Consider the following 18,985-nt stretch of genomic DNA (forward strand, 5'->3'; position numbering starts at 1 on the left):
GACGATAGCCCACTTTATGCAGGGCGGCGGTCGCTATAGTTCTGCACATGGACAGCGCAGCAACGCAGCGAAACGAACGAAGCGAAGCCAGCGCCGCCCGATAAACCTCAAACTTATTGAATCGTTTTTAATACCGGAGCCCATCATGTCGAACGCCAAACTGCAAGTCCTGACCCCGCGCAACAGCCAGCTGATCATCATCGACCACCAGCCCCAGATGGCCTTTGGCGTGCAGTCGATGGACCGCCAGACCATGAAGAACAACGTCGTGGGCCTGGCCAAGGCCGCGAAGATCTTCGACGTGCCGACCACCATCACCACCGTCGAGAGCGAATCGTTCTCCGGCTACACCTACCCCGAACTGCTCGACGTCTTCCCGGGCAAGGAAACGCTCGAACGCACCTCGATGAACTCGTGGGACGACCAGAAGGTGCGCGATTCGCTGGCCGCCAACGGCCGCAAGAAGATCGTCGTGGCGGGCCTGTGGACCGAAGTCTGCAACACCACCTTCGCCCTGAGCGCCATGCTCGAAGGGGATTACGAGATCTACATGGTGGCCGACGCCTCGGGCGGCACCACCAAGGAAGCGCACGACTACGCCATGCAGCGCATGATCCAGGCCGGCGTGGTACCGGTGACGTGGCAGCAGGTCCTGCTGGAATGGCAGCGTGACTGGAAGAACAAGGAAACGTACGACGCGGTGACGGGCCTGGCGAAGGAACACTCGGGCGCCTACGGCATGGGCATCGACTACGCCTACACGATGGTGCACAAGGCCGCCCAGCGCACGCAGAGCGCCCATCCGTCGATCGCCCCGGTGCATGCGCCGGTGATCGAGTACTGANATTACGAGATCTACATGGTGGCCGACGCCTCGGGCGGCACCACCAAGGAAGCGCACGACTACGCCATGCAGCGCATGATCCAGGCCGGCGTGGTACCGGTGACGTGGCAGCAGGTCCTGCTGGAATGGCAGCGTGACTGGAAGAACAAGGAAACGTACGACGCGGTGACGGGCCTGGCGAAGGAACACTCGGGCGCCTACGGCATGGGCATCGACTACGCCTACACGATGGTGCACAAGGCCGCCCAGCGCACGCAGAGCGCCCATCCGTCGATCGCCCCGGTGCATGCGCCGGTGATCGAGTACTGACATCCACGGTGGGTGGCGCGGCATCGGAGTCGGGCCACCCGGAACAAGCGCATAGGCAAAAGGCGCAACCACTATGACACGCCCTCAACAAATCGGTCGCAGGCTGGAAATGGCCGCCGTCGCCTTTGCGACGGGATTCTCGTCGCATGGGCACACCTCGTCGTCCCTTGGCATGTTGGCCGGGACGCTGGCGGTGTGTGCCCTGGTCGCCCGCAGCGCGCTCGGCAGGCGCGCCGCCCCTACTGGACTGGCCCGGGTAGCGCATTGATCGCATGGCCGGGAGGGGACTCCCGCTGTAGAGCTTGTGACAGACTTGAAGTGCATGTTGCGGCCATCTACGATGCCCGGCATGGACACTTTTCACTCCGCCACTTGGCGGCTCCTTGTCATCAGCCTGCCGACGTCGGCAGCCACGGCCCGCATGCGGTTCTGGCGCGCGATCAAGGCGCTGGGCGGCGCGGCGCTGCGCGATGGCGTCTATCTGGTACCCGACCGGGCTGAACTGCAGCCGCCGCTGCAGGCACTTGCCGACGATGCGGCGGATCAGGATGGCAAGGTCTGGCTGCTATCGGTCGTGGCCACGCAGGAACAGGAAGCCGACTATCGGCGGCTGTTCGATCGGTCGGCCGAATATGCCGACTGGACCACTGAACTGGCAGCCGCCCGCGAGGCCATCACGGGCCTGGGCGAAGCCGAGCTGTTGCGCGTCGCGCGCCGGTTGGGACGTGGCTATGACGCGATCCGGAAGATCGACTTCTTCCCCGGCGAGCCCGCGGCAATTGCCGAGGCAAAGTGGCGCGATTTCAATGCCGCCGTGGATGCCGCGCTGTCTCCGGGCGAGCCGCACGGCGTCTCCGGTGCCATCGCCAGGCGCGATCCCGCGCAATACCAGGGGCGCTGCTGGGCCACGCGCAAGCACCTCTGGGTAGACCGCGTCGCGTGCGCCTGGCTGATCCAGCGCTTTATCGACCCCCATGCCAGGTTCCTGTGGCTCGATGACGTGCGGCAGTGCCCGGCCGATGCGCTCGGATTCGATTTCGACGGCGCGACGTTCACGCATATCGGCGACCGCGTGTCGTTCGAGGTGCTGATGGCGAGCTTCGGGCTGGACGAGGACAAGGGGCTGGCCAAGCTGGCGCAACTGATCCATGTGCTCGATGTCGGTGGCGCGCCGGTCGCGGAGGCCAGCGGCTTCGAGGCCGTGCTGACCGGGGCACGCACCCGTATGCCGGACGACGACGCGTTGCTGCGCGATATGAGCCCGGTACTGGACTCCCTTTACACCCACTACGGCAGCGCCAGCCGCCGCAAACGGTAGCACCCTGGGGACACTGCACATGAATCCGCAAGACACGACCCCCACTGGGGACATCGGCCAGGACGGCCCCCGCTATGGCCTCTGGCAGCTGGTCTGCTACATGCTGCGCCTGGGCACGCTCGGCTTTGGCGGGCCGGTGGCGCTGGCCGGCTACATGCATCGCGATCTGGTCGAACGCAGGCAATGGATTACCGATGGGGACTACAAGGAGGGCATCGCGCTGGCGCAACTGGCGCCCGGGCCGATGGCCGCGCAGCTTGCCATCTATCTGGGCTATGTCCACTACCGCATCGTCGGCGCCACGCTGGTCGGCATGGCCTTTGTGCTGCCGTCGTTCCTGATGGTGCTGGCGCTGGGCTGGGCCTATACGAAGTTCGGCGGCCTGACGTGGATGCAGTCGGTGTTCTACGGCGTCGGCGCGGCGGTGATCGGCATCATCACGCTCAGCGCGTACAAGCTGACCAACAAGAGCGTGGGCCGGGACCCGCTGCTGTGGGGCATCTATCTGGTGCTGGGCGCGGTCACGGTGATCACCGAATCCGAAATCGCCTGGCTGTTCCTGGCCGCCGGGCTGCTGGTGTGGTTCTGGCGCGCGCCGCCGAAGTGGCTGCGCGAGCGGGGCGTCAATGCCGTTGCCGCCGCGCAGTTGCCGATGGCCGGCGGGTTCGCCAGCAGCCTGGACTGGCCGCTGCTGATACAGATCGGCGTGTTCTTCGCCAAGGCCGGGGCGTTCGTATTCGGCTCGGGGCTGGCCATCGTGCCGTTCCTGTACGGCGGCGTGGTGACCGAGCACCACTGGCTCAATGACAAGCAGTTCGTCGATGCCGTGGCCGTGGCCATGATCACGCCTGGCCCCGTGGTGATTACCGTGGGCTTCATCGGCTATCTGGTGGCTGGCCTGCCCGGCGCGGTGGTGGCCGCGCTGGCCACGTTCCTGCCTTGCTATCTGTTTACCGTCATCCCGGCGCCTTACTTCAAGAAGTACGGCAAGCGGCCGGCCATCATCGCCTTCGTGGACGGCGTGACGGCCGCGGCCGTCGGCGCCATCACGGGCGCCGTGATCGTGCTGGCCCGGCGTTCGCTGGTCGATGTCCCGACCGTGGCGCTTGCCGTGGTGACTGTGCTGTTGCTCTGGCGTTTCAAGAAACTGCCAGAGCCGGTGATCGTGCTCGGTGCGGCCGTCATCGGGCTGATCGTCTATCCGCTGCTGCGCGGCTGATGTCGGCCGGCGTCGGCGGGATGTTCAGGAGCCAATCATGAAATGGATCACGCGAGAACGCCCCAAGATCGACCGGATTGCCTGTCCCTGGCTGGTGGCCCGGTTTATCGATCCTTCGCCGGAGTTTCTATATGTACCCGCCGGCGACGTACTGGCCGAAGCGCAGCGCAGCGGGGCGATTCCCTACGACATACCCGGCGTCGAGCTGTCGCACGAAGGCGACCTGTGCAGTTTCGATGCCTTCCTGAAGAAGTACGGCCTGGCCGACCCTTCGCTCGACCAGCTTGCCGCCATCGTCCGGGGTGCCGACACGTCGCGGCTGGACCTCACCCGCGAGTCCGGCGGCCTCTATGCGATATCGCTGGGCCTGTCGCAGACCTTTGCCGACGACCATGACATGCTGCGGCAGGGCATGGTGATGTACGACGCCCTGTACGCCTGGTGCAAGCACTGCCAGGCCGAGACGCACAACTGGCCGCCGATCATGCCGGCCTGAACGATCCTCGCAAAAAGTGACTTTTAGGTATCAATCGCAACACGGATGACATCAGGCGCGGCGCCGATCACGGCCTGCCGCGCCGTGCGTCCCTGTAGAATGTCGGCCTGTTGGCTGGCCACCCGGCGCTGCCCATCGGTCAACCCGGTGGGCCAGGACGCCAGATGGCCGATGGCTCACGCGTTCAGCGACCTCTGCGGATCGCCTTGCCGGATCGCCTCGATTCCGCGCCCACTTCCCGATGTTCACACCATGCCGGCAGACCACCCGGCGCGGCGGGGCAATTGTGCGCGGCACCCGGGCATTGCCTGGCTGTGAGCGCCAGGTTGCGCCAACGGGCGCGAATGGTGCCGGTGGCGGCGATCCTGCCATCGGTGCGGCGGCACGCGTTGCCGCACCCTTAATCTCTCCTCGACATCATGAAAAAAATAGCAGCCGTTCTCCTGATCTCCGGTCTTTCGTTGCTGGCCGCCTGCGGCAAGAGCGACCCGACGCCGGCGGCAAAGCCTGCCAGCGCCGGCACCAGCATCGTCGTGGGCCTGGACGACAACTTTCCGCCGATGGGTTTCCGCGATGCCAACAACCAGCTGGTGGGCTTCGACATCGACATGGCGAAGGAAGCGGCGCAGCGGCTTGGCATGACGGTGGATTTCAAGCCGATCGACTGGAGCGCCAAGGAAGCCGAACTGAACGGCAAGCGCGTTGACGTGCTGTGGAACGGCCTGACGATCACCGAGGACCGCAAGAAGAACATCAGCTTCACCGCGCCGTACATGACGAACCACCAGATCGTCATCGTGACCGAAAAGTCGCCGATCCAGACCAAGGCCGACCTGGCCGGCCGCATCGTTGGCGCACAGGACGGCAGCAGCGCCGTGGACGCGATCAAGAAAGAGGCAGCCGTGGCGGCGAGCCTGAAGGAACTGAAGTCGTTTGGCGACAATGTGACGGCGCTGATGGACCTGTCGGCAGGCCGCCTCGACGCCGTGGTGGTCGACGAAGTGGTGGGCCGCTACCTGGCCAGCAAGCGCGCGGGCGAATACCGCATCCTGACCGAGAACTTCGGCACCGAAGACTACGGCGTGGGCGTGCGCAAGGACGACGGCGAACTGCTGGACAAGCTGAACAAGACGCTGGCCGCGATGAAGCAGGACGGCACGGCCGCACGCATCGCCACCCAGTGGTTCGGCGCGGACATCACGAAGTAAGGACAGCCACCTTGCAAGTGGCGCAGGGTTCGGGAAAGCAAGCAAATTGCACCGGCCCTGTTGCACCCGCATCGTAATGTTTCAGCATGGACTACGTTCTTTCTCTCCTGCCTCCGATGATGGAAGGGGCCAAGGTCACCTTGACCCTGTTTGCCATCACGCTCGGGCTGTCGGTGCCGCTGGGCCTGGCGCTGGCCCTGCTGCGGATTTCGGCGTGGGCGCCGGTCAGCGGCCTGGTGAATGGCTATATCTGGCTGATGCGCGGCACGCCGCTGATGCTGCAGATGCTTTTCATCTATTTCGCGCTGCCGTTCGTGCCGTATGTCGGCATCCGGCTGCCCGATTTCCCCGCTGCCGTGGTCGCGTTCGCGCTGAACTACGCGGCGTACTTCGCCGAGATCTTCCGGGCCGGCATCCAGTCGGTGGAGCGCGGCCAGTACGAGGCCAGCAAGACGCTGGGCCTGAGCTACTTCCAGACCATGCGCCGGATCGTGCTGCCCCAGATGATCGGCCGCGTGCTGCCCCCGGTGAGCAACGAGACCATCACGCTGGTCAAGGACACCTCGCTGATCTATGTGCTGGCGCTCAATGACATCCTGCGCACGGCGCGCAGCATCGTGCAGCGCGATTTCACGACAACCCCGTTCCTGGTGGCCGCACTGTTTTACCTGGTGATGACGCTGGTTCTGACGTGGCTCTTCCAACGCCTCGAAAAACGCTATGCAAGATACGATCAATGAGAACGCCGGCGTGCGCGAGCGCCCATTGATGGTGTCGGCCCGCGACATTCACAAGTCCTTCGGCGCGCTGGAGGTGCTCAAGGGCGTGTCCCTGTCGCTGCGCAAGGGCGACGTGACCGCCGTCATCGGCCCATCGGGCTCGGGCAAGAGCACGCTGCTGCGGTGCATGAACCATCTGGAACTGATCGACCGCGGCACGCTGGAAATCGAGGGCGAAGTGCTCGCGGCCACCGACGCCAGCGGTGTGCGCTACGCCAAGGGTGCCGATCTGCGTCGTATTTGCGCCAGGATGGGCATGGTGTTCCAGTCGTTCAACCTGTTCCCGCACCTGACCGTGCTGCAGAACCTGATCGAGGCCCCGATGACTGTCAAGGGCATGTCGCGCGACCGCATCGTGCCGCTGGCCGAGGATCTGCTGCGCAAGGTCGGCCTGTTCGACAAGCGCGACAGCTATCCGTCGCGTCTGTCGGGCGGCCAGAAGCAGCGCGTGGCGATTGCCCGCGCGCTGGCCATGGAGCCGGACATCATGCTGTTCGACGAGCCCACTTCGGCGCTCGACCCCGAACTGACCGGCGAAGTGCTGCGCACCATGCGCCAGCTGGCCGACGAGCACATGACGATGCTGGTGGTCACGCACGAAATGGGTTTCGCGCGCGAGGTGGCCAGCCATGTGGTCTTCATGGACGGCGGCAAGGTGGTCGAGGAGGGCCCGCCGGCGCAGCTGTTCGGGGCGCCCGTTCAGGCGCGGACGCGGGAATTCCTGACGCGCGTGTTCTGAGCGTGGGTCGCCCACCACGGACGGCACGCCGGGCGCGTGTCGTTTTGTCGCGTTTGTATCAAGACTGTTGCAGGTAGAATGCGCACCGCGGCACACGGTTCTCGTGTGCCGACCGTGACTGCAGGTGCCGGCGAGCCATTCGCCGGTTAAACGGGAAACAGGTGCGTCGCCGATCGTCCAGATTTCGACGAGAGCGGCCATGCCTGTGCTGCCCCCGCAACGGTAAGCAGGTGGGAACCGTCAGGCCGATCCATCCGGGTCGGCGGTCACTGCGCCAGCACATGGCGCGGGAAGGCGATGGCATCCCGGCGCGAGACGCGCCGCCCTGCAAGCCCGGATACCGGCCTGTTGTCATCATCGAAATCCATTGCCCGGGCGGGGTCGCCTGGCTTGACGATGACACACAATCTGTCCGCGCACTCCGCCGGCCGCTTGCGCTCGGCCCCGTTTCGCCCTGGCTCCGCGCGTGCGCGCCGGCCACATCTGCTGGCTGCCTCGCTTGGCACCGTCGCCAGTCTCCATTTCCCGGGTGCATGGGCGCAGGAGGCCGCTTCCGACCGGAAGGCAGGTACGCTGCCGGCTGTCACGGTCAGCGGGGCGGCTCAGCTTGACCCGCCGGGGCTGGCCCTGTCCACGCCCGAATACACAGGCAGCCGCCTGGGCCTGACCCCGCTGGAAACACCGGCAAGCGTCGAAGTGCTGGGCGGCGAGACGATCCGTGCGCGCGGCGACCAGTCCGTGCGCGAAGCGGTGACGCGGGCCACCGGCATCACCGGCAACCCGGCGCCCGGCAACGGTGGCACGTCGCTGACGGCCCGTGGCTTTGCCGGCCAGGGCTCGGTCATGCAGCTGCTCGACGGTACGCGCATGTACGTGGCCTCGGGCACGGTCACGTTCCCGTTCGATACCTGGTCGGTGGACCGCATCGAAGTGCTGCGCGGGCCGGCATCGGTCATGTATGGCGAAGGTGCTATCGGTGGCGTGGTCAGCGTGGTGCAGAAGAAGCCCATCCGCGGGCCCATCGAGAACGAACTCCAGATCACGGGCGGTACCGAGAAGACCGCGCGCGTGGCGTTCGACAGTGGCGGCAAGGTCAACGACAACCTGTCGTACCGCTTCGCCACCGCGTACAACCGTTCGGCCGGCTGGGTCGATCGCGGGGATTCGAACAACCTGATGGTGTCGGCGTCGGTGCGGCTGGACGTCAATCCGGACTTCAACCTGACGCTGTCCTATGACGACGGCACCCAGCATCCGCAGCAGTACTTCGGCGTGCCGCTGGTGAACGGCAGCCTGGACACGTCGCTGCGCAAGAAGAACTACAACGTGGGCGATGCCCAGATCAGCTACCGCGACCGCTGGACGCGCCTGAACGCCGAATGGACGCCCAACGACCGCGTCACCGTGCGTAACCAGTTCTATTACCTGACCAGCCATCGGCATTGGCGCGATAGCGAGACCTACGCGTTCCTGCCGGCAACCTCGCAGGTGCGCCGCACCGACTATCTGGAAATCCTGCACGACCAGGAGCAGGTGGGCAATCGCGCGGACCTGACGGTCAAGAGCTGGCTGTTCGGGCTGGAGAACGCCACGACGGTCGGCTTCGACATCAACAAGATCAACTTCACGCATTCGAACAATTCGCCGTATGGCGGATCGTCGACGGTCAATGCGTACGACTTCGATCCGGGGATGTTCTTCAGCCCGACGGGCATCGTCACCTCGCCCCGCCTGCGGACCCACACCACGCAGTACGCGCTGTTCGGCGAGCATCGTATTTCCTTTACGCCGCAGTGGTCGGTGATCGGCGGCGTGCGCTTCGACCACGCCCGGCTGTATCGCACCGATCTGGTCGCCAACACGGGCTGGGAGAAAACCTTCGCCAATACCACGTGGCGCGTGGGCACGGTGTACCAGTTCACGCCCGCGCTGTCGGTCTACGCGCAGTACGCCACGGCCACCGATCCGCTTGGTTCGCTGGTGACGACCAACGACGCGCAGCGCAATTTCGAGCTGGCTACCGGCAAACAGGTGGAAGTGGGGGTGAAGCAGGCGTTCTGGGGCCATCGCGGCGAATGGACGGTCGCGGCCTACGAGATCCGCAAGAACAACCTGCTGTCGCGCGACCCGGTCAATCCGACGATCACCCAGCAGGTGGGCGAACAGTCGTCGCGCGGGCTGGAGGCATCGGCCAGCGTGGAAGTGCTGCGCGGCCTGCGACTGGACATCAACGGCACGGTGCTGCGGGCACGCTATGACGACTTCACCGAGTCGGTAGGGGGCGTGGCGGTGTCGCGTGCCGGCAATGTGCCGACCAGCGTGCCGCAGCAGGCAGCCAACGCCTGGCTGAGCTGGAACGTCATGCCGCAGTGGACGTTCGCCACGGGCCTGCGCTACGTGGGCGGCCGTTACGCGGACACCGCCAACAACGTGCGCGTGCCGAGCTATACGACGGTCGATACCGCGCTGTCGTGGCGCGTGACCAGGCAGGCGGCGCTGACCCTGCGCGTCTACAACCTGTTCAACCGCGACTACGCCGAATCGTTCTCGAACGGCGGCCAGCAGTGGCTGCTGGGCCGTCCACGCTCGGCGGAACTGTCGGCAAACTTCTACTTCTGAGTGGCCTCGGGCGGTCGGTGGCCGCCCAGCCCGCCCCAACGGCGGGGAGGGCACGACTGTCACGGAAGTGTCATATCGCGCGCTTACATTTTCGTTCGACCATGCAAAGTGAGCGAATGAGCGTCGATGAGCCTGACCCTGCGGCAACGTGAAATCTTCGGCTGGCTGAATGATGCCGGCTACCTCAGTACCGAACAACTGGCCAGCCGCTTTGGCGTCAGCAGCCAGACCATCCGGCGCGACATCAACGAACTGAGCGTGCAGGGGCTGGCGCGACGCATGCACGGCGGGCTGAGCCTGCCGGCCAGCCAGCACAACATCAGCTACCTGCAACGCAGTACCGCGCATGTGGAGCGCAAGCGGCGCATTGCCGAGGCGGCCATTGGCATCGTCGAGGCCGATGCCACGGTGTTCCTGGGCTATGGCACCACGGTGGCCGACTTTGCCCGCGCGCTGCCGGACGACCTGCCGCTGCGCGTGATCACCAACAACCTCGGTGCCGTGCATGCGCTGGCTGACATGCCCCGCATCGAAACCTGGGTCACGGGCGGACGGCTGCGTGCCGGCGATTTCGATGTGATGGGCAGTGCCACCCTGGATTTCGTACGACGTTTTCGTGCGCATGTGGCGATCTGCGGCGCCGCCGGCATCGACGCGGACGGCACGTTCTACGAATTCCAGCCGGAGGAGGCCGAATTGAGCCAGGTGCTGCTGTCGCACAGCCATCTGCGCGTGCTGCTGGCCGACAGCAGCAAGTGCCTGCGCCACGCGCCGTGCCGCGTGGCCGGCCTCGACCAGATCGACCACCTGTTCACAGACGCCGAAGCCACCGACGCGCTGCCATCGTTGCCAGGCCTGTGCGAGCGCGCCGGCGTGGCGCTGCACCTGTGCTGAGCCACCGGCACCGCCGGCTCACCTGGCGTCTTCCTTGGTCGCCCTTCGTCCCGGATACCGGATCGCCTCGTTTGACGGGGTGATCGCCCGGCCCGCCCGCCGGGCAAGGCCGTCCGCGGGTGCCAATTGAACGGGTGTGGCATGCGCCACATTCATGCGCTTGCTTTGGCGCATGCGGGACCTATGCTGAATCACACCGCTCTCGGGCGTGTCACCAACACAAAAAGGGTCCCATGGCATCCACCGCGCCGACTCCAACGCCCGCCCACGCGCCGGCCCCCCACTGGCTGCGCTGGCTGCCCGGGCTGGCCATGCTGCGCACCTACGAGGCAGCCTGGCTGCCGCGTGACCTGGCGGCGGGGCTCGTGCTGACCACGATGCTGGTGCCGGTGGGTATCGCCTATGCCGAGGCGTCGGGCGTGCCGGGCGTGTACGGGCTCTACGCGACGATCATCCCGCTGCTGGCCTACGCGCTGTTCGGGCCAAGCCGCATCCTGGTGCTGGGGCCCGATTCCGCGCTGGCCGCGCCGATCCTGGCGGTGGTGGTTGGCATGTCCGGCGGCGACCCGATGCGCGCCGTGGCCACCGCCAGCCTGATGGCCATCGTGGCCGGCCTGTTCTGCATCGTGCTGGGCCTGCTGCGGCTGGGGTTCATTACCGAACTGCTGTCCAAGCCGATCCGCTACGGCTATATGAATGGCATCGCCCTGACGGTGCTGGTCAGCCAGTTGCCCAAGCTGTTCGCCATCAAGGTCGACGATGCCGGGCCGCTGCGCGAGCTGTGGTGGCTGGCGCAGGCCATCGCCGATGGCAAGGCCAACTGGTACAGCTTTGCCGTGGGCGCGGCCAGCCTCGTGTTGATCCTGTTCCTGAAGAGATTCGAGCGCGTGCCGGGCATCCTGATCGCCGTGGTGCTGGCCACGCTGGCGGTCAGTGTGTTCCGGCTCGATACCCAGGGCGTGAAGGTGCTGGGCGAGATCCCGCAGGGGCTGCCGACCTTCGCGCTGCCGTGGTTCAGCGGCGTGGATATCGTCCGCATCGCGCTGGGCGGCTGTGCCGTGGCGCTGATCGCCTTTGCCGATACTAGCGTGCTGTCGCGCACCTATGCCGCGCGCACCCATACGCGGGTGGACCCGAATCAGGAGATGGTGGGCCTGGGCGTGGCCAACCTGGCGGCCGGGCTGTTCCAGGGGTTTCCGATCAGCAGCAGCGCGTCGCGCACGCCGGTGGCCGAGGCAGCCGGCGCCCGCACGCAGCTGACTGGCGTGGTCGGCGCCATTGCCGTGGCGGCCCTGCTGCTGGTGGCGCCCAATCTGCTGCGCTACCTGCCCAACAGCGCGCTGGCCGCCGTGGTGATCGCGGCGGCTATCGGGCTGTTCGAGTTCAAGGATCTGCAGCGCATCTATCGCATCCAGCAGTGGGAGTTCTGGCTGTCGATGCTGTGCTTTGCCGCCGTGGCCGTATTCGGCACGATTCCCGGCATCTGCCTGGCCGTGGTCCTGGCCGTGATCGAATTCCTGTGGGACGGCTGGCGGCCGCATTTCGCGGTACTGGGCCGGGTGCCGGGCCTGCGCGGCTACCACGACCTGAAACGCTATCCCCATGCGGCACTGATCGACGGGCTGGTGCTGTTCCGCTGGGACGCACCGCTGTTCTTTGCCAATGCCGAACTGTTCCAGCAGCGCCTGACGGAGGCCGTGGAGGCGGCGCCGAAGCCGGTGCGCTGGGTGGTGGTGGCGGCCGAGCCGGTCACCAGCGTGGACGTCACGTCGGCCGACATGCTGCGCGAACTGAGCCAGAACCTGGCCCAGGACGGCGTGGCCCTGCATTTCGCGGAAATGAAGGACCCCGTCCGAGACAAGCTGCGGCGCTTCGAGCTGACCGAGACATTCCCCAATGCCTGCTTCCATCCCACCGTGGGCAGCGCCGTGGACGACTATCTGGCCAGCATCGGCGCCCGGAAACTGGACGAATGACGATGGGGCGAGGCACGGCCAGCGGCTGGCGGGTATGCCGCGTCAGCCCCCGCTGGCGCCCATCGCCCCGAACCGCCACGACAACCGCCGCGCCGCCTGCCTGACCAGTTGGGCCACCTCGCTGTCCAGCGCGCTGTCGAAGCTGCCGCTGCTGCCCATCACGGCGATGACCAGCGCCAGCGCGCCGGTGTGGTCGAACACCGGGGCGGCCAGGGTGTCGATGCCGGGCACGGGGCGGCTGACGGCGTTGTCGATGCCATCGTCGCGAATCTTGCGCCAGCGCGGGGTGGCGGCCTGCCGGATCGCCGCATCCACGGGCACACCCGCCATGCGGATCGCATCCTGCGCCAGCGCCTGTGTCAGTACGTCATCGGGCAGATGGGCGGCGAACGTGCGGCCGATGGCCGTGTTGACCATCGAGAGCACCGTGCCCACGCGCAGGCTGACGTGCTGCGGACGCAACGCTTCTTCCAGCCGGATCACCGTGGGCCCCAGCGGGCCGAACACCGCCATCGCCACCGACAGGCCGGTGGCATGCGCCAGCGCCACCACCTCGGGCTCGGCCTCGCGCGTGGGCGACAGGCGCTGCAGCGCCACCAGGCCCATTTCCAGCGCCAGCATGCCGGCCTCGAAGTCGCCGTCGGCATTGCGCGTCAGCAGGCCGATCTTCTGCAGGCTGACCAGATGCGGGAACGCCTTGGCCGGCGCCATGCCGGCGGCGCGCGCCAGTTCGCCCAGCGATAGCGGACGGCCGGCGTCGGCCAGCGCATTGAGCAACTGGCCCGTATTGTCGAGCGACTGGATGCCGCGCTGGGGTTTGCTGTCTTCCAGTTCGGTCATGTCGCCTCCATTGCCCGCGCGATGTCGTCGATGGCCCCGCGCAGTGTGCGCGCCACCGGGCCTTGCCAGTCGACGTCGATGGCGCCCGTGGAACCGATGGCGGTCAGTACCAGGCGCAGCGTGCCGTCGGCATCGACCAGCGGCATCGCCAGGCTGCTGACTGCCGGGCTGGGCGTATCGATACTGCGTTCCATGCCGCGCTGGCGCACGGCGGCCAGTTGATCCATGAAACCGGGCAGGGTGTCCGCGGAAGAAGCACCGGCCTCTTGCTGGCGCCAGATCGGCTGCCAGTGCGCTGGCGGCTGGAACGCGCAGTACGTGCGGCCGGTGGCCGTGGTGGCCAGGGCCATGACCGTACCCACGTGCAGGTTGACGTGCAGCGGCGACCCGGCGGACGCGTAGTGGACGATGGTCGGCCCCTGCGGCGTGGGCAGGCTGACGGCCACGTTCCAGCCGATGGCCGAGGCCAGCGCCTGCACGTGCGGCACGGCCGCGCGGTACGCCGGCGTGTGGTCCAGATGCAGCATGCCCAGGCGCAAGGCCAGCGGCCCCGGTTCGTAGCTGCCGTCGAGATGATCGCGCTTGATGAGCCCCAGGCGCGTCAGGCTGACCAGATAGGTATGCGCCTGCGCCGGCGCCAGTTGCGCGGCGGCGGCCAGTTCGGCCAGTGCCAGCGGCCGGCGTGCATCGGCCAGCGCCTGCAGCAGGCGGCCGCCCACCTCCACGCTCTGGATGCCGCGCTGGGTCTTGCCGGCGGATTCGCCCGGGGGTCTTGCCATGCCTGCGTGCTGCTGTCTGTCGGAAAGAGCCCAATGGTACGCGATGCATCGCCAGCGGGCGGCCTGTCAGGCGCTTGTCGCGGCGCCTCGGCATCGGGGTTTTCCCGCGTCGCCTACGCTGCGACAAGGCCTGGCGGGTAATTTAGCAAATAGCAATTGTATTTGCCATTGACTAAAAATAGCCATCTTCCTAAGATTCATTCACGCCGATCCCCCGCGTGATCGCCCGACCCATCCCCCTACACAAGACAACGAGGCAGACATGGCAAAAGCATTCGCATCCCAGGCCGACCTGGAAGCCAAGCAGATCACCTTCACCCAGCTTTCGGAAAACGCCTGGGCCTATACGGCCGAGGGCGACCCCAATTCGGGCGTGATCATTGGCGACGACGGCGTGATGATCGTGGACACCACCGCCACGCCGGCCATGGCGCAGGACCTGATTGCCCGCATCCGCGAGATCACCGACAAGCCGATCAAGTACGTGGTGCTGTCGCACTACCACGCGGTGCGTGTGCTGGGCGCTTCGGCCTACTTTGCCGAGGGCGCGCAGCAGGTCATCGCCAGCCGGGGCACCTACGAGATGATCGTGGAGCGCGGCGAGGCCGACATGAAATCCGAGATCGAACGGTTTCCGCGCCTGTTCGCCGGCGTGGAAACCGTGCCGGGCCTGACCTGGCCGACGCTGGTCTTCGAGCGCGAGATCACGCTGTTCATGGGCAAGCTCGAAGTGCGCATCGCCCACCTGGGCGCCGGCCACACCAAGGGCGACACCGTGGTGTGGCTGCCGCAGCAGAAGGTACTGTTCTCGGGCGACCTGGTGGAGTACGACGCCGCCTGCTACTGCGGCGACGCCCAGCTCGAACAATGGCCGGCCACGCTGGACGCGCTGGCCGCGCTGCAGCCCGAAAAGCTGGTGCCGGGCCGCGGCCCCGCGCTGACCACCCCGGCCGACGTGGCCAAGGGTCTGGCCTACACCAAGGATTTCGTCTCCACGCTGCTGCAGGCCGGCCGCGAAGCCGTGGCCGACAAGCTCGACCTGAAGGCCGCCATGGCGCATACGCGCAAGTTGATGGATCCGAAGTTCGGCCACGTGTTCATCTACGAGCACTGCCTGCCGTTCGACGTGTCGCGCGCGTTCGACGAGGCGTCCGGCATCACGCATCCGCGCATCTGGACGGCGCAGCGCGATCAGGAGATGTGGGCGGCGTTGCAGGCATAAGCAGGCATAAGCAGGCGCGAGCCGGAGCGATGGTTTTCTCCCCTCTCCCGCACGTCGGGAGAGGGGCGGGGGGGAGGGCAGGGCAGTTCCACTGGCCACGGGTAGCAGGCAGAACCGCCAGGCCCTCTCCCCCAACCCCTCTTCCACTGCGGGGGAGAGCGGAGCAAAAGAACGCAACCACATACAAGTGGACGGAGACACCATGAGCAGTACCGAAGTCGACATCGACTACCAGAAGCAGACGTACGCCTACATGCCCTGTGCCGAGCAGCAGCCGGGCCACCGGGCCGCGAGCCCGCATCCCGTGATCGTGGTGGGCGCGGGGCCGGTGGGGCTGGCCACCGCGATCGACCTGGCGCGCCACGACGTGCCGGTGGTGCTGGTCGATGACGACTGCACGCTGTCCACCGGCTCGCGGGCGATCTGCTTTGCCAAGCGCACGCTGGACATCTTCGACCGCCTGGGCTGCGGTGACCGCATGGTCGACAAGGGCGTGCGCTGGCATGTGGGCAAGGTGTTCCTGCAGGACCGCCAGATCTACGCGTTCGACCTGCTGCCCGAGGCCGGCCATCGGCGTCCGGCGTTCATCAACCTGCAGCAGTATTACGTCGAGGGCTATCTGCTCGATTGCGCGCGGGCGATGCCCAATATCGACATCCGCTGGAAGAGCCGCGCCGTGGCCGTGGAGCAGCACCCCGACCACGTGGCGCTGACCATCGAGACCCCCGCCGGCTGCTACACGCTGTGCGGCCGCTACGTGGTGGCGGCCGACGGCTCGCGCAGCCCGCTGCGCAGGATGCTGGGGCAGGAAAGCCATGGCCACACGTTCCGCGACCGCTTCCTGATTGCCGATGTGAAGATGGAGGCGCCGTTTCCGGCCGAACGCTGGTTCTGGTTCGACCCGCCGTTCCATCCGAACCAGTCGGTGTTGCTGCACCGCCAGCCCGACAACGTCTGGCGCATCGACTTCCAGCTGGGCTGGGATGCCGACCCCGTGGCCGAGAAGGCGCCCGAGCGCGTGATCCCCCGCGTGCAGGCGCTGCTGGGTCCCGACGCGAAGTTCGAACTGGAATGGGTCAGCGTGTACACGTTTGCCTGCGTGCGCATGGACAGCTTCCGCCATGGCCGCGTGCTGTTCGCCGGCGATGCCGCGCACGGGGTGTCCCCGTTCGGCGCGCGTGGCGCCAACAGCGGCGTGCAGGACGCCGAGAACCTGGCCTGGAAACTGGCCTATGTGCTGCAGGGCAAGGCGCCCGACAGCCTGCTGGACACCTACGCCAGCGAACGCGAATACGCGGCCGACGAGAACATCCGCAATTCCACGCGCGCCACCGATTTCATCACGCCGAAGAGCGCAGTCAGCCGGGTGTTCCGCGATGCCGTGCTGACGCTGGCGCGCGATCACGCGTTCGCGCGGCAACTGGTCAACAGCGGTCGCCTGTCGGTGCCGGCGGTGCTGCACGATTCGACGCTGAACACGGCCGATGCCGATGCATTCGGCGGCGCCATGGCGCCGGGGGCGGCATGCGTGGACGCACCCGTTGCCGATGCGGCCGCCAAGCCGTGGCTGCTGCAGCACCTGGGCAACGCGTTCGTGGTGCTGGTGTTCGGCCCGCCGGCCGGGCTCGATGCCGCGCAGGCCGAGGCGCTGCGCACGCTGCAGCAGGGCGGCATTCCGCTGCGCGTGGTGTTTGTCACCGACCCGGCCATTTCGGCATCGGCACAGGCCTGGCCCGGCGCCACGGTGCTGCGCGATGCAGAGGGCCTGGCCGCCAGCCGCTACGACGCGCGTGCCGGCACCTGCTACCTGATCCGACCGGACCAGCACGTATGTGCGCGCTGGCGCGGTGCCGATGTGGCGGCCATCGCCGCTGCACTGGCCCGTGCCACCGGCAACGCGCCGGTATCCCGGACCCTGACGCCATCCGCCCCGGTGCAGGCAGCGGCCCTGGCCTGAAGCCCTGAACCCAGCCATCCGAAGGAGACAGGCCCCATGCCGCTCAATACCGCCCCCAACCTTGCGCGCCCGGACGACTTCTACGAGGCGCTGATCGACATGCACCGCGGCCTCGACGACGCCGCCAGCCAGGCCGTCAACGCGCGGCTGATCCTGCTGCTGGCCAACCATATCGGCGACCACGACACACTGGTCGAGGCCATGCAGCTGGCCCGTGCGGCAGCCGAAGCGCCCACGCCGGCCTAGTCGCGCCTAACCACCACCGAATCCGCGATCGACCTCCGCAGGGGCGCAATCCGACGCCCCGGGGGCGACTCGCGCCTGCCACCCTGCTGAATCCGGAGACAACCATGCACACCCAGAGCCTGGGCGCCGCCCCCGCCTTGCCAGAAATCCCGACCGAACCCTTGCCACACAGCCTGCCGCTGCCGCAGGAAGACGCGCTGTACCGCAAGGTCTGGCTGCGCATCATCCCGTTCCTGTTCGTCTGCTACGTGGTGTCGTTCCTGGACCGCATCAACATCGGTTTCGCGCAGTTGCAGATGAAGCAGGACCTGGGCTTCAGCGACGCGATGTACGGCCTGGGCGCCGCCGTGTTCTACGTGGGCTACGTGCTCTGCGAGGTGCCGAGCAACATGCTGCTGGCGCGTTTCGGGGCGCGCCGGACGTTCACGCGCATCATGGTGCTGTGGGGCATGGCGTCAGTCGGCATGATGCTGGTGTCGCAGCCGTCTCACTTCTATTTGCTGCGCTTCCTGCTGGGCGTGTTCGAGGCGGGCTTCTTCCCAGGCATCGTGCTGTACCTGACCTACTGGTTCCCGGCGCGCCGCCGTGCCGCGGTGATGGCGATCTTCTTTGCCGGCGTGGCGGTGGCCGGGGTGCTGGGCGGGCTGGTATCGGGCTGGATCATGCGCGACATGGCCGGCGTGCTGGGCATGCACGGCTGGCAATGGATGTTCGCCATCGAAGGCGCACCGGCCGTGCTGCTGGGGCTGGTGGCGGCGTTCTGTCTGGTCGATGGCCCGCGCCAGGCGCGCTGGCTGACGCCTGCCGAGCAGGACTACCTGGTGGCCCAGCGCGCGGCCGGGACGCAAGGGCGGGGCGGCCACGCCCATTCGCTGCAGGCGCTGGGCAAGGCGCTGCGCAATCCGCGCCTGTACCTGTTCGCGTTCATCTACTTCGCGCTGACCTGCGGATCGCTGACGCTGTCGTTCTGGATGCCGCTGATGATCCGGGACTTCGGCATCCGCGACGTGATGGCGATCAGCCTGTACTCGGTGATCCCGAATGCGATCGGCGCGGTTGGGCTGATCCTGATCGCACGCCGCTCCGACCGGCTGGGCGAGCGCCATGGGCACTTCCTGTGCTGCACCGCCGGCGGCGCGCTGGCCCTGGCGGCGCTGACGCTGCACGTGCCGAGCCTGGGCGTGTCGCTGGCGATTCTCTCGGTGGCGGCCGTGCTGATTTTCGCCGCCTTGCCGATCTTCTGGTCGCTGCCGCCCAGCCACCTGCCGGCCCAGACCGCCGCCACCGGTATCGCGTTCATCTCCAGCATCGGCATCACCAGCGGCATCGTCAGCCCCTGGGTGATCGGCCAGATCAAGACCCACACGGGCAGCATGGACAACGCGCTGTACCTGCTGGCGGGCCTGCTGCTGGCAAGCGGACTGGCCATGTGGAAGGGCATCCCACGCACCCCGGCGGCGCACTGACCGCCTGGCCGCCTCGCCGCATTGCCACATTTCCCCAAAGCCGGGCGCCGCATGCCCGGCTTCGGGGAAAATCC

The 18,985-nt window shown here is 67.0% G+C and carries 16 protein-coding genes, 1 pseudogene and 1 riboswitch; of the genes and pseudogenes, 15 read left to right on the top strand and 2 right to left on the bottom strand.

What is annotated here, in order from left to right; translation table 11 throughout:
- Window positions 1-145: 145 nt before the first annotated feature.
- The 11 genes and pseudogenes from D9X30_RS10220 (at window position 146) to D9X30_RS10270 (ending at window position 12,401) form a co-directional block, all read left to right on the top strand.
- Window positions 146-844, top strand: coding sequence for a hydrolase (locus D9X30_RS10220; protein WP_153950441.1), 699 nt, complete (start codon window positions 146-148; stop codon window positions 842-844).
- Between the two features lie 3 nt (window positions 845-847).
- Window positions 848-1,153, top strand: a pseudogene (locus D9X30_RS10225) (hydrolase); the annotation flags it as partial.
- A 349-nt stretch (window positions 1,154-1,502) separates the two neighbouring features.
- A complete protein-coding gene (locus tag D9X30_RS10230; RefSeq protein WP_153946487.1) occupies window positions 1,503-2,471 on the top strand; it encodes a chromate resistance protein ChrB domain-containing protein in 969 nt (322 codons plus the stop codon).
- A gap of 19 nt (window positions 2,472-2,490) precedes the next feature.
- A complete protein-coding gene (locus D9X30_RS10235; RefSeq protein ID WP_153946488.1) occupies window positions 2,491-3,690 on the top strand; it encodes a chromate transporter in 1,200 nt (399 codons plus the stop codon).
- Between the two features lie 37 nt (window positions 3,691-3,727).
- Entirely contained in the window at window positions 3,728-4,186 is a 459-nt protein-coding gene (locus tag D9X30_RS10240) for a chromate resistance protein ChrB domain-containing protein (protein ID WP_153946489.1), read from the top strand.
- Between the two features lie 419 nt (window positions 4,187-4,605).
- A complete protein-coding gene (locus D9X30_RS10245; RefSeq protein ID WP_153946490.1) occupies window positions 4,606-5,394 on the top strand; it encodes an amino acid ABC transporter substrate-binding protein in 789 nt (262 codons plus the stop codon).
- Between the two features lie 86 nt (window positions 5,395-5,480).
- Window positions 5,481-6,134: an amino acid ABC transporter permease gene (locus D9X30_RS10250; RefSeq protein WP_153946491.1), complete on the top strand. Its 654-nt coding sequence runs from the start codon at window positions 5,481-5,483 to the stop codon at window positions 6,132-6,134.
- Between the two features lie 28 nt (window positions 6,135-6,162).
- Window positions 6,163-6,912, top strand: coding sequence for an amino acid ABC transporter ATP-binding protein (locus D9X30_RS10255; RefSeq protein ID WP_153946796.1), 750 nt, complete (start codon window positions 6,163-6,165; stop codon window positions 6,910-6,912).
- Between the two features lie 105 nt (window positions 6,913-7,017).
- Window positions 7,018-7,275, top strand: a riboswitch (cobalamin riboswitch).
- A 33-nt stretch (window positions 7,276-7,308) separates the two neighbouring features.
- Window positions 7,309-9,531, top strand: a complete 2,223-nt coding sequence (locus tag D9X30_RS10260; protein WP_153946492.1) for a TonB-dependent receptor — start codon at window positions 7,309-7,311, stop codon at window positions 9,529-9,531.
- A 126-nt stretch (window positions 9,532-9,657) separates the two neighbouring features.
- Window positions 9,658-10,425, top strand: coding sequence for a DeoR/GlpR family DNA-binding transcription regulator (locus D9X30_RS10265; RefSeq protein ID WP_153946493.1), 768 nt, complete (start codon window positions 9,658-9,660; stop codon window positions 10,423-10,425).
- 233 nt (window positions 10,426-10,658) lie between these two features.
- A complete protein-coding gene (locus tag D9X30_RS10270) occupies window positions 10,659-12,401 on the top strand; it encodes a SulP family inorganic anion transporter (protein ID WP_153946494.1) in 1,743 nt (580 codons plus the stop codon).
- Window positions 12,402-12,443: 42 nt separating this feature from the next.
- On the opposite strand, the gene D9X30_RS10275 is transcribed toward D9X30_RS10270, so the two are convergent.
- The gene (locus tag D9X30_RS10275; protein ID WP_153946495.1) at window positions 12,444-13,241 is read right to left on the bottom strand and encodes an IclR family transcriptional regulator; all 798 of its coding nucleotides are present in this window, start codon (window positions 13,239-13,241) and stop codon (window positions 12,444-12,446) included.
- Window positions 13,238-14,020, bottom strand: coding sequence for an IclR family transcriptional regulator (locus tag D9X30_RS10280; protein WP_153946496.1), 783 nt, complete (start codon window positions 14,018-14,020; stop codon window positions 13,238-13,240). The genes D9X30_RS10275 and D9X30_RS10280 overlap by 4 nt, the downstream gene beginning before the upstream one ends.
- A gap of 262 nt (window positions 14,021-14,282) precedes the next feature.
- Between D9X30_RS10280 and D9X30_RS10285 the strand changes: the two genes are divergently transcribed.
- The 4 genes from D9X30_RS10285 to D9X30_RS10300 all read left to right on the top strand — a co-directional run bounded on the left by D9X30_RS10285 (window position 14,283) and on the right by D9X30_RS10300 (window position 18,911).
- Window positions 14,283-15,242 carry an MBL fold metallo-hydrolase gene (locus tag D9X30_RS10285; protein WP_153946497.1) on the top strand — a complete coding sequence of 320 codons (960 nt, stop codon included), beginning with the start codon at window positions 14,283-14,285 and terminating at the stop codon, window positions 15,240-15,242.
- Between the two features lie 202 nt (window positions 15,243-15,444).
- Window positions 15,445-17,199: an FAD-dependent oxidoreductase gene (locus D9X30_RS10290; RefSeq protein WP_153946498.1), complete on the top strand. Its 1,755-nt coding sequence runs from the start codon at window positions 15,445-15,447 to the stop codon at window positions 17,197-17,199.
- A gap of 36 nt (window positions 17,200-17,235) precedes the next feature.
- Complete coding sequence (locus D9X30_RS10295) at window positions 17,236-17,445, top strand: DUF2783 domain-containing protein (protein ID WP_153946499.1); 210 nt, start codon at window positions 17,236-17,238, stop codon at window positions 17,443-17,445.
- A gap of 104 nt (window positions 17,446-17,549) precedes the next feature.
- The gene (locus D9X30_RS10300) at window positions 17,550-18,911 is read left to right on the top strand and encodes an MFS transporter (protein WP_153946500.1); all 1,362 of its coding nucleotides are present in this window, start codon (window positions 17,550-17,552) and stop codon (window positions 18,909-18,911) included.
- The last annotated feature ends 74 nt before the right edge of the window (window positions 18,912-18,985 follow it).

The sequence above is a fragment of the Cupriavidus sp. U2 genome (genome assembly GCF_009663685.2).
Lineage (GTDB): Bacteria > Pseudomonadota > Gammaproteobacteria > Burkholderiales > Burkholderiaceae > Cupriavidus > Cupriavidus necator_C.

Bases quoted from the DNA above. Each gene is read 5' to 3' on its own strand.
- D9X30_RS10285 (WP_153946497.1), top strand. From the start codon at position 14,283: ATGGCAAAAGCATTCGCATCCCAGGCCGACCTGGAAGCCAAGCAGATC.
- D9X30_RS10275 (WP_153946495.1), bottom strand. From the start codon at position 13,241: ATGACCGAACTGGAAGACAGCAAACCCCAGCGCGGCATCCAGTCGCTC.
- D9X30_RS10270 (WP_153946494.1), top strand. From the start codon at position 10,659: ATGGCATCCACCGCGCCGACTCCAACGCCCGCCCACGCGCCGGCCCCC.
- D9X30_RS10230 (WP_153946487.1), top strand. From the start codon at position 1,503: ATGGACACTTTTCACTCCGCCACTTGGCGGCTCCTTGTCATCAGCCTG.
- D9X30_RS10250 (WP_153946491.1), top strand. From the start codon at position 5,481: ATGGACTACGTTCTTTCTCTCCTGCCTCCGATGATGGAAGGGGCCAAG.
- D9X30_RS10300 (WP_153946500.1), top strand. From the start codon at position 17,550: ATGCACACCCAGAGCCTGGGCGCCGCCCCCGCCTTGCCAGAAATCCCG.
- D9X30_RS10255 (WP_153946796.1), top strand. From the start codon at position 6,163: ATGGTGTCGGCCCGCGACATTCACAAGTCCTTCGGCGCGCTGGAGGTG.
- D9X30_RS10220 (WP_153950441.1), top strand. From the start codon at position 146: ATGTCGAACGCCAAACTGCAAGTCCTGACCCCGCGCAACAGCCAGCTG.
- D9X30_RS10290 (WP_153946498.1), top strand. From the start codon at position 15,445: ATGAGCAGTACCGAAGTCGACATCGACTACCAGAAGCAGACGTACGCC.
- D9X30_RS10245 (WP_153946490.1), top strand. From the start codon at position 4,606: ATGAAAAAAATAGCAGCCGTTCTCCTGATCTCCGGTCTTTCGTTGCTG.
- D9X30_RS10260 (WP_153946492.1), top strand. From the start codon at position 7,309: ATGACACACAATCTGTCCGCGCACTCCGCCGGCCGCTTGCGCTCGGCC.
- D9X30_RS10280 (WP_153946496.1), bottom strand. From the start codon at position 14,020: ATGGCAAGACCCCCGGGCGAATCCGCCGGCAAGACCCAGCGCGGCATC.
- D9X30_RS10295 (WP_153946499.1), top strand. From the start codon at position 17,236: ATGCCGCTCAATACCGCCCCCAACCTTGCGCGCCCGGACGACTTCTAC.
- D9X30_RS10265 (WP_153946493.1), top strand. From the start codon at position 9,658: ATGAGCCTGACCCTGCGGCAACGTGAAATCTTCGGCTGGCTGAATGAT.
- D9X30_RS10240 (WP_153946489.1), top strand. From the start codon at position 3,728: ATGAAATGGATCACGCGAGAACGCCCCAAGATCGACCGGATTGCCTGT.
- D9X30_RS10235 (WP_153946488.1), top strand. From the start codon at position 2,491: ATGAATCCGCAAGACACGACCCCCACTGGGGACATCGGCCAGGACGGC.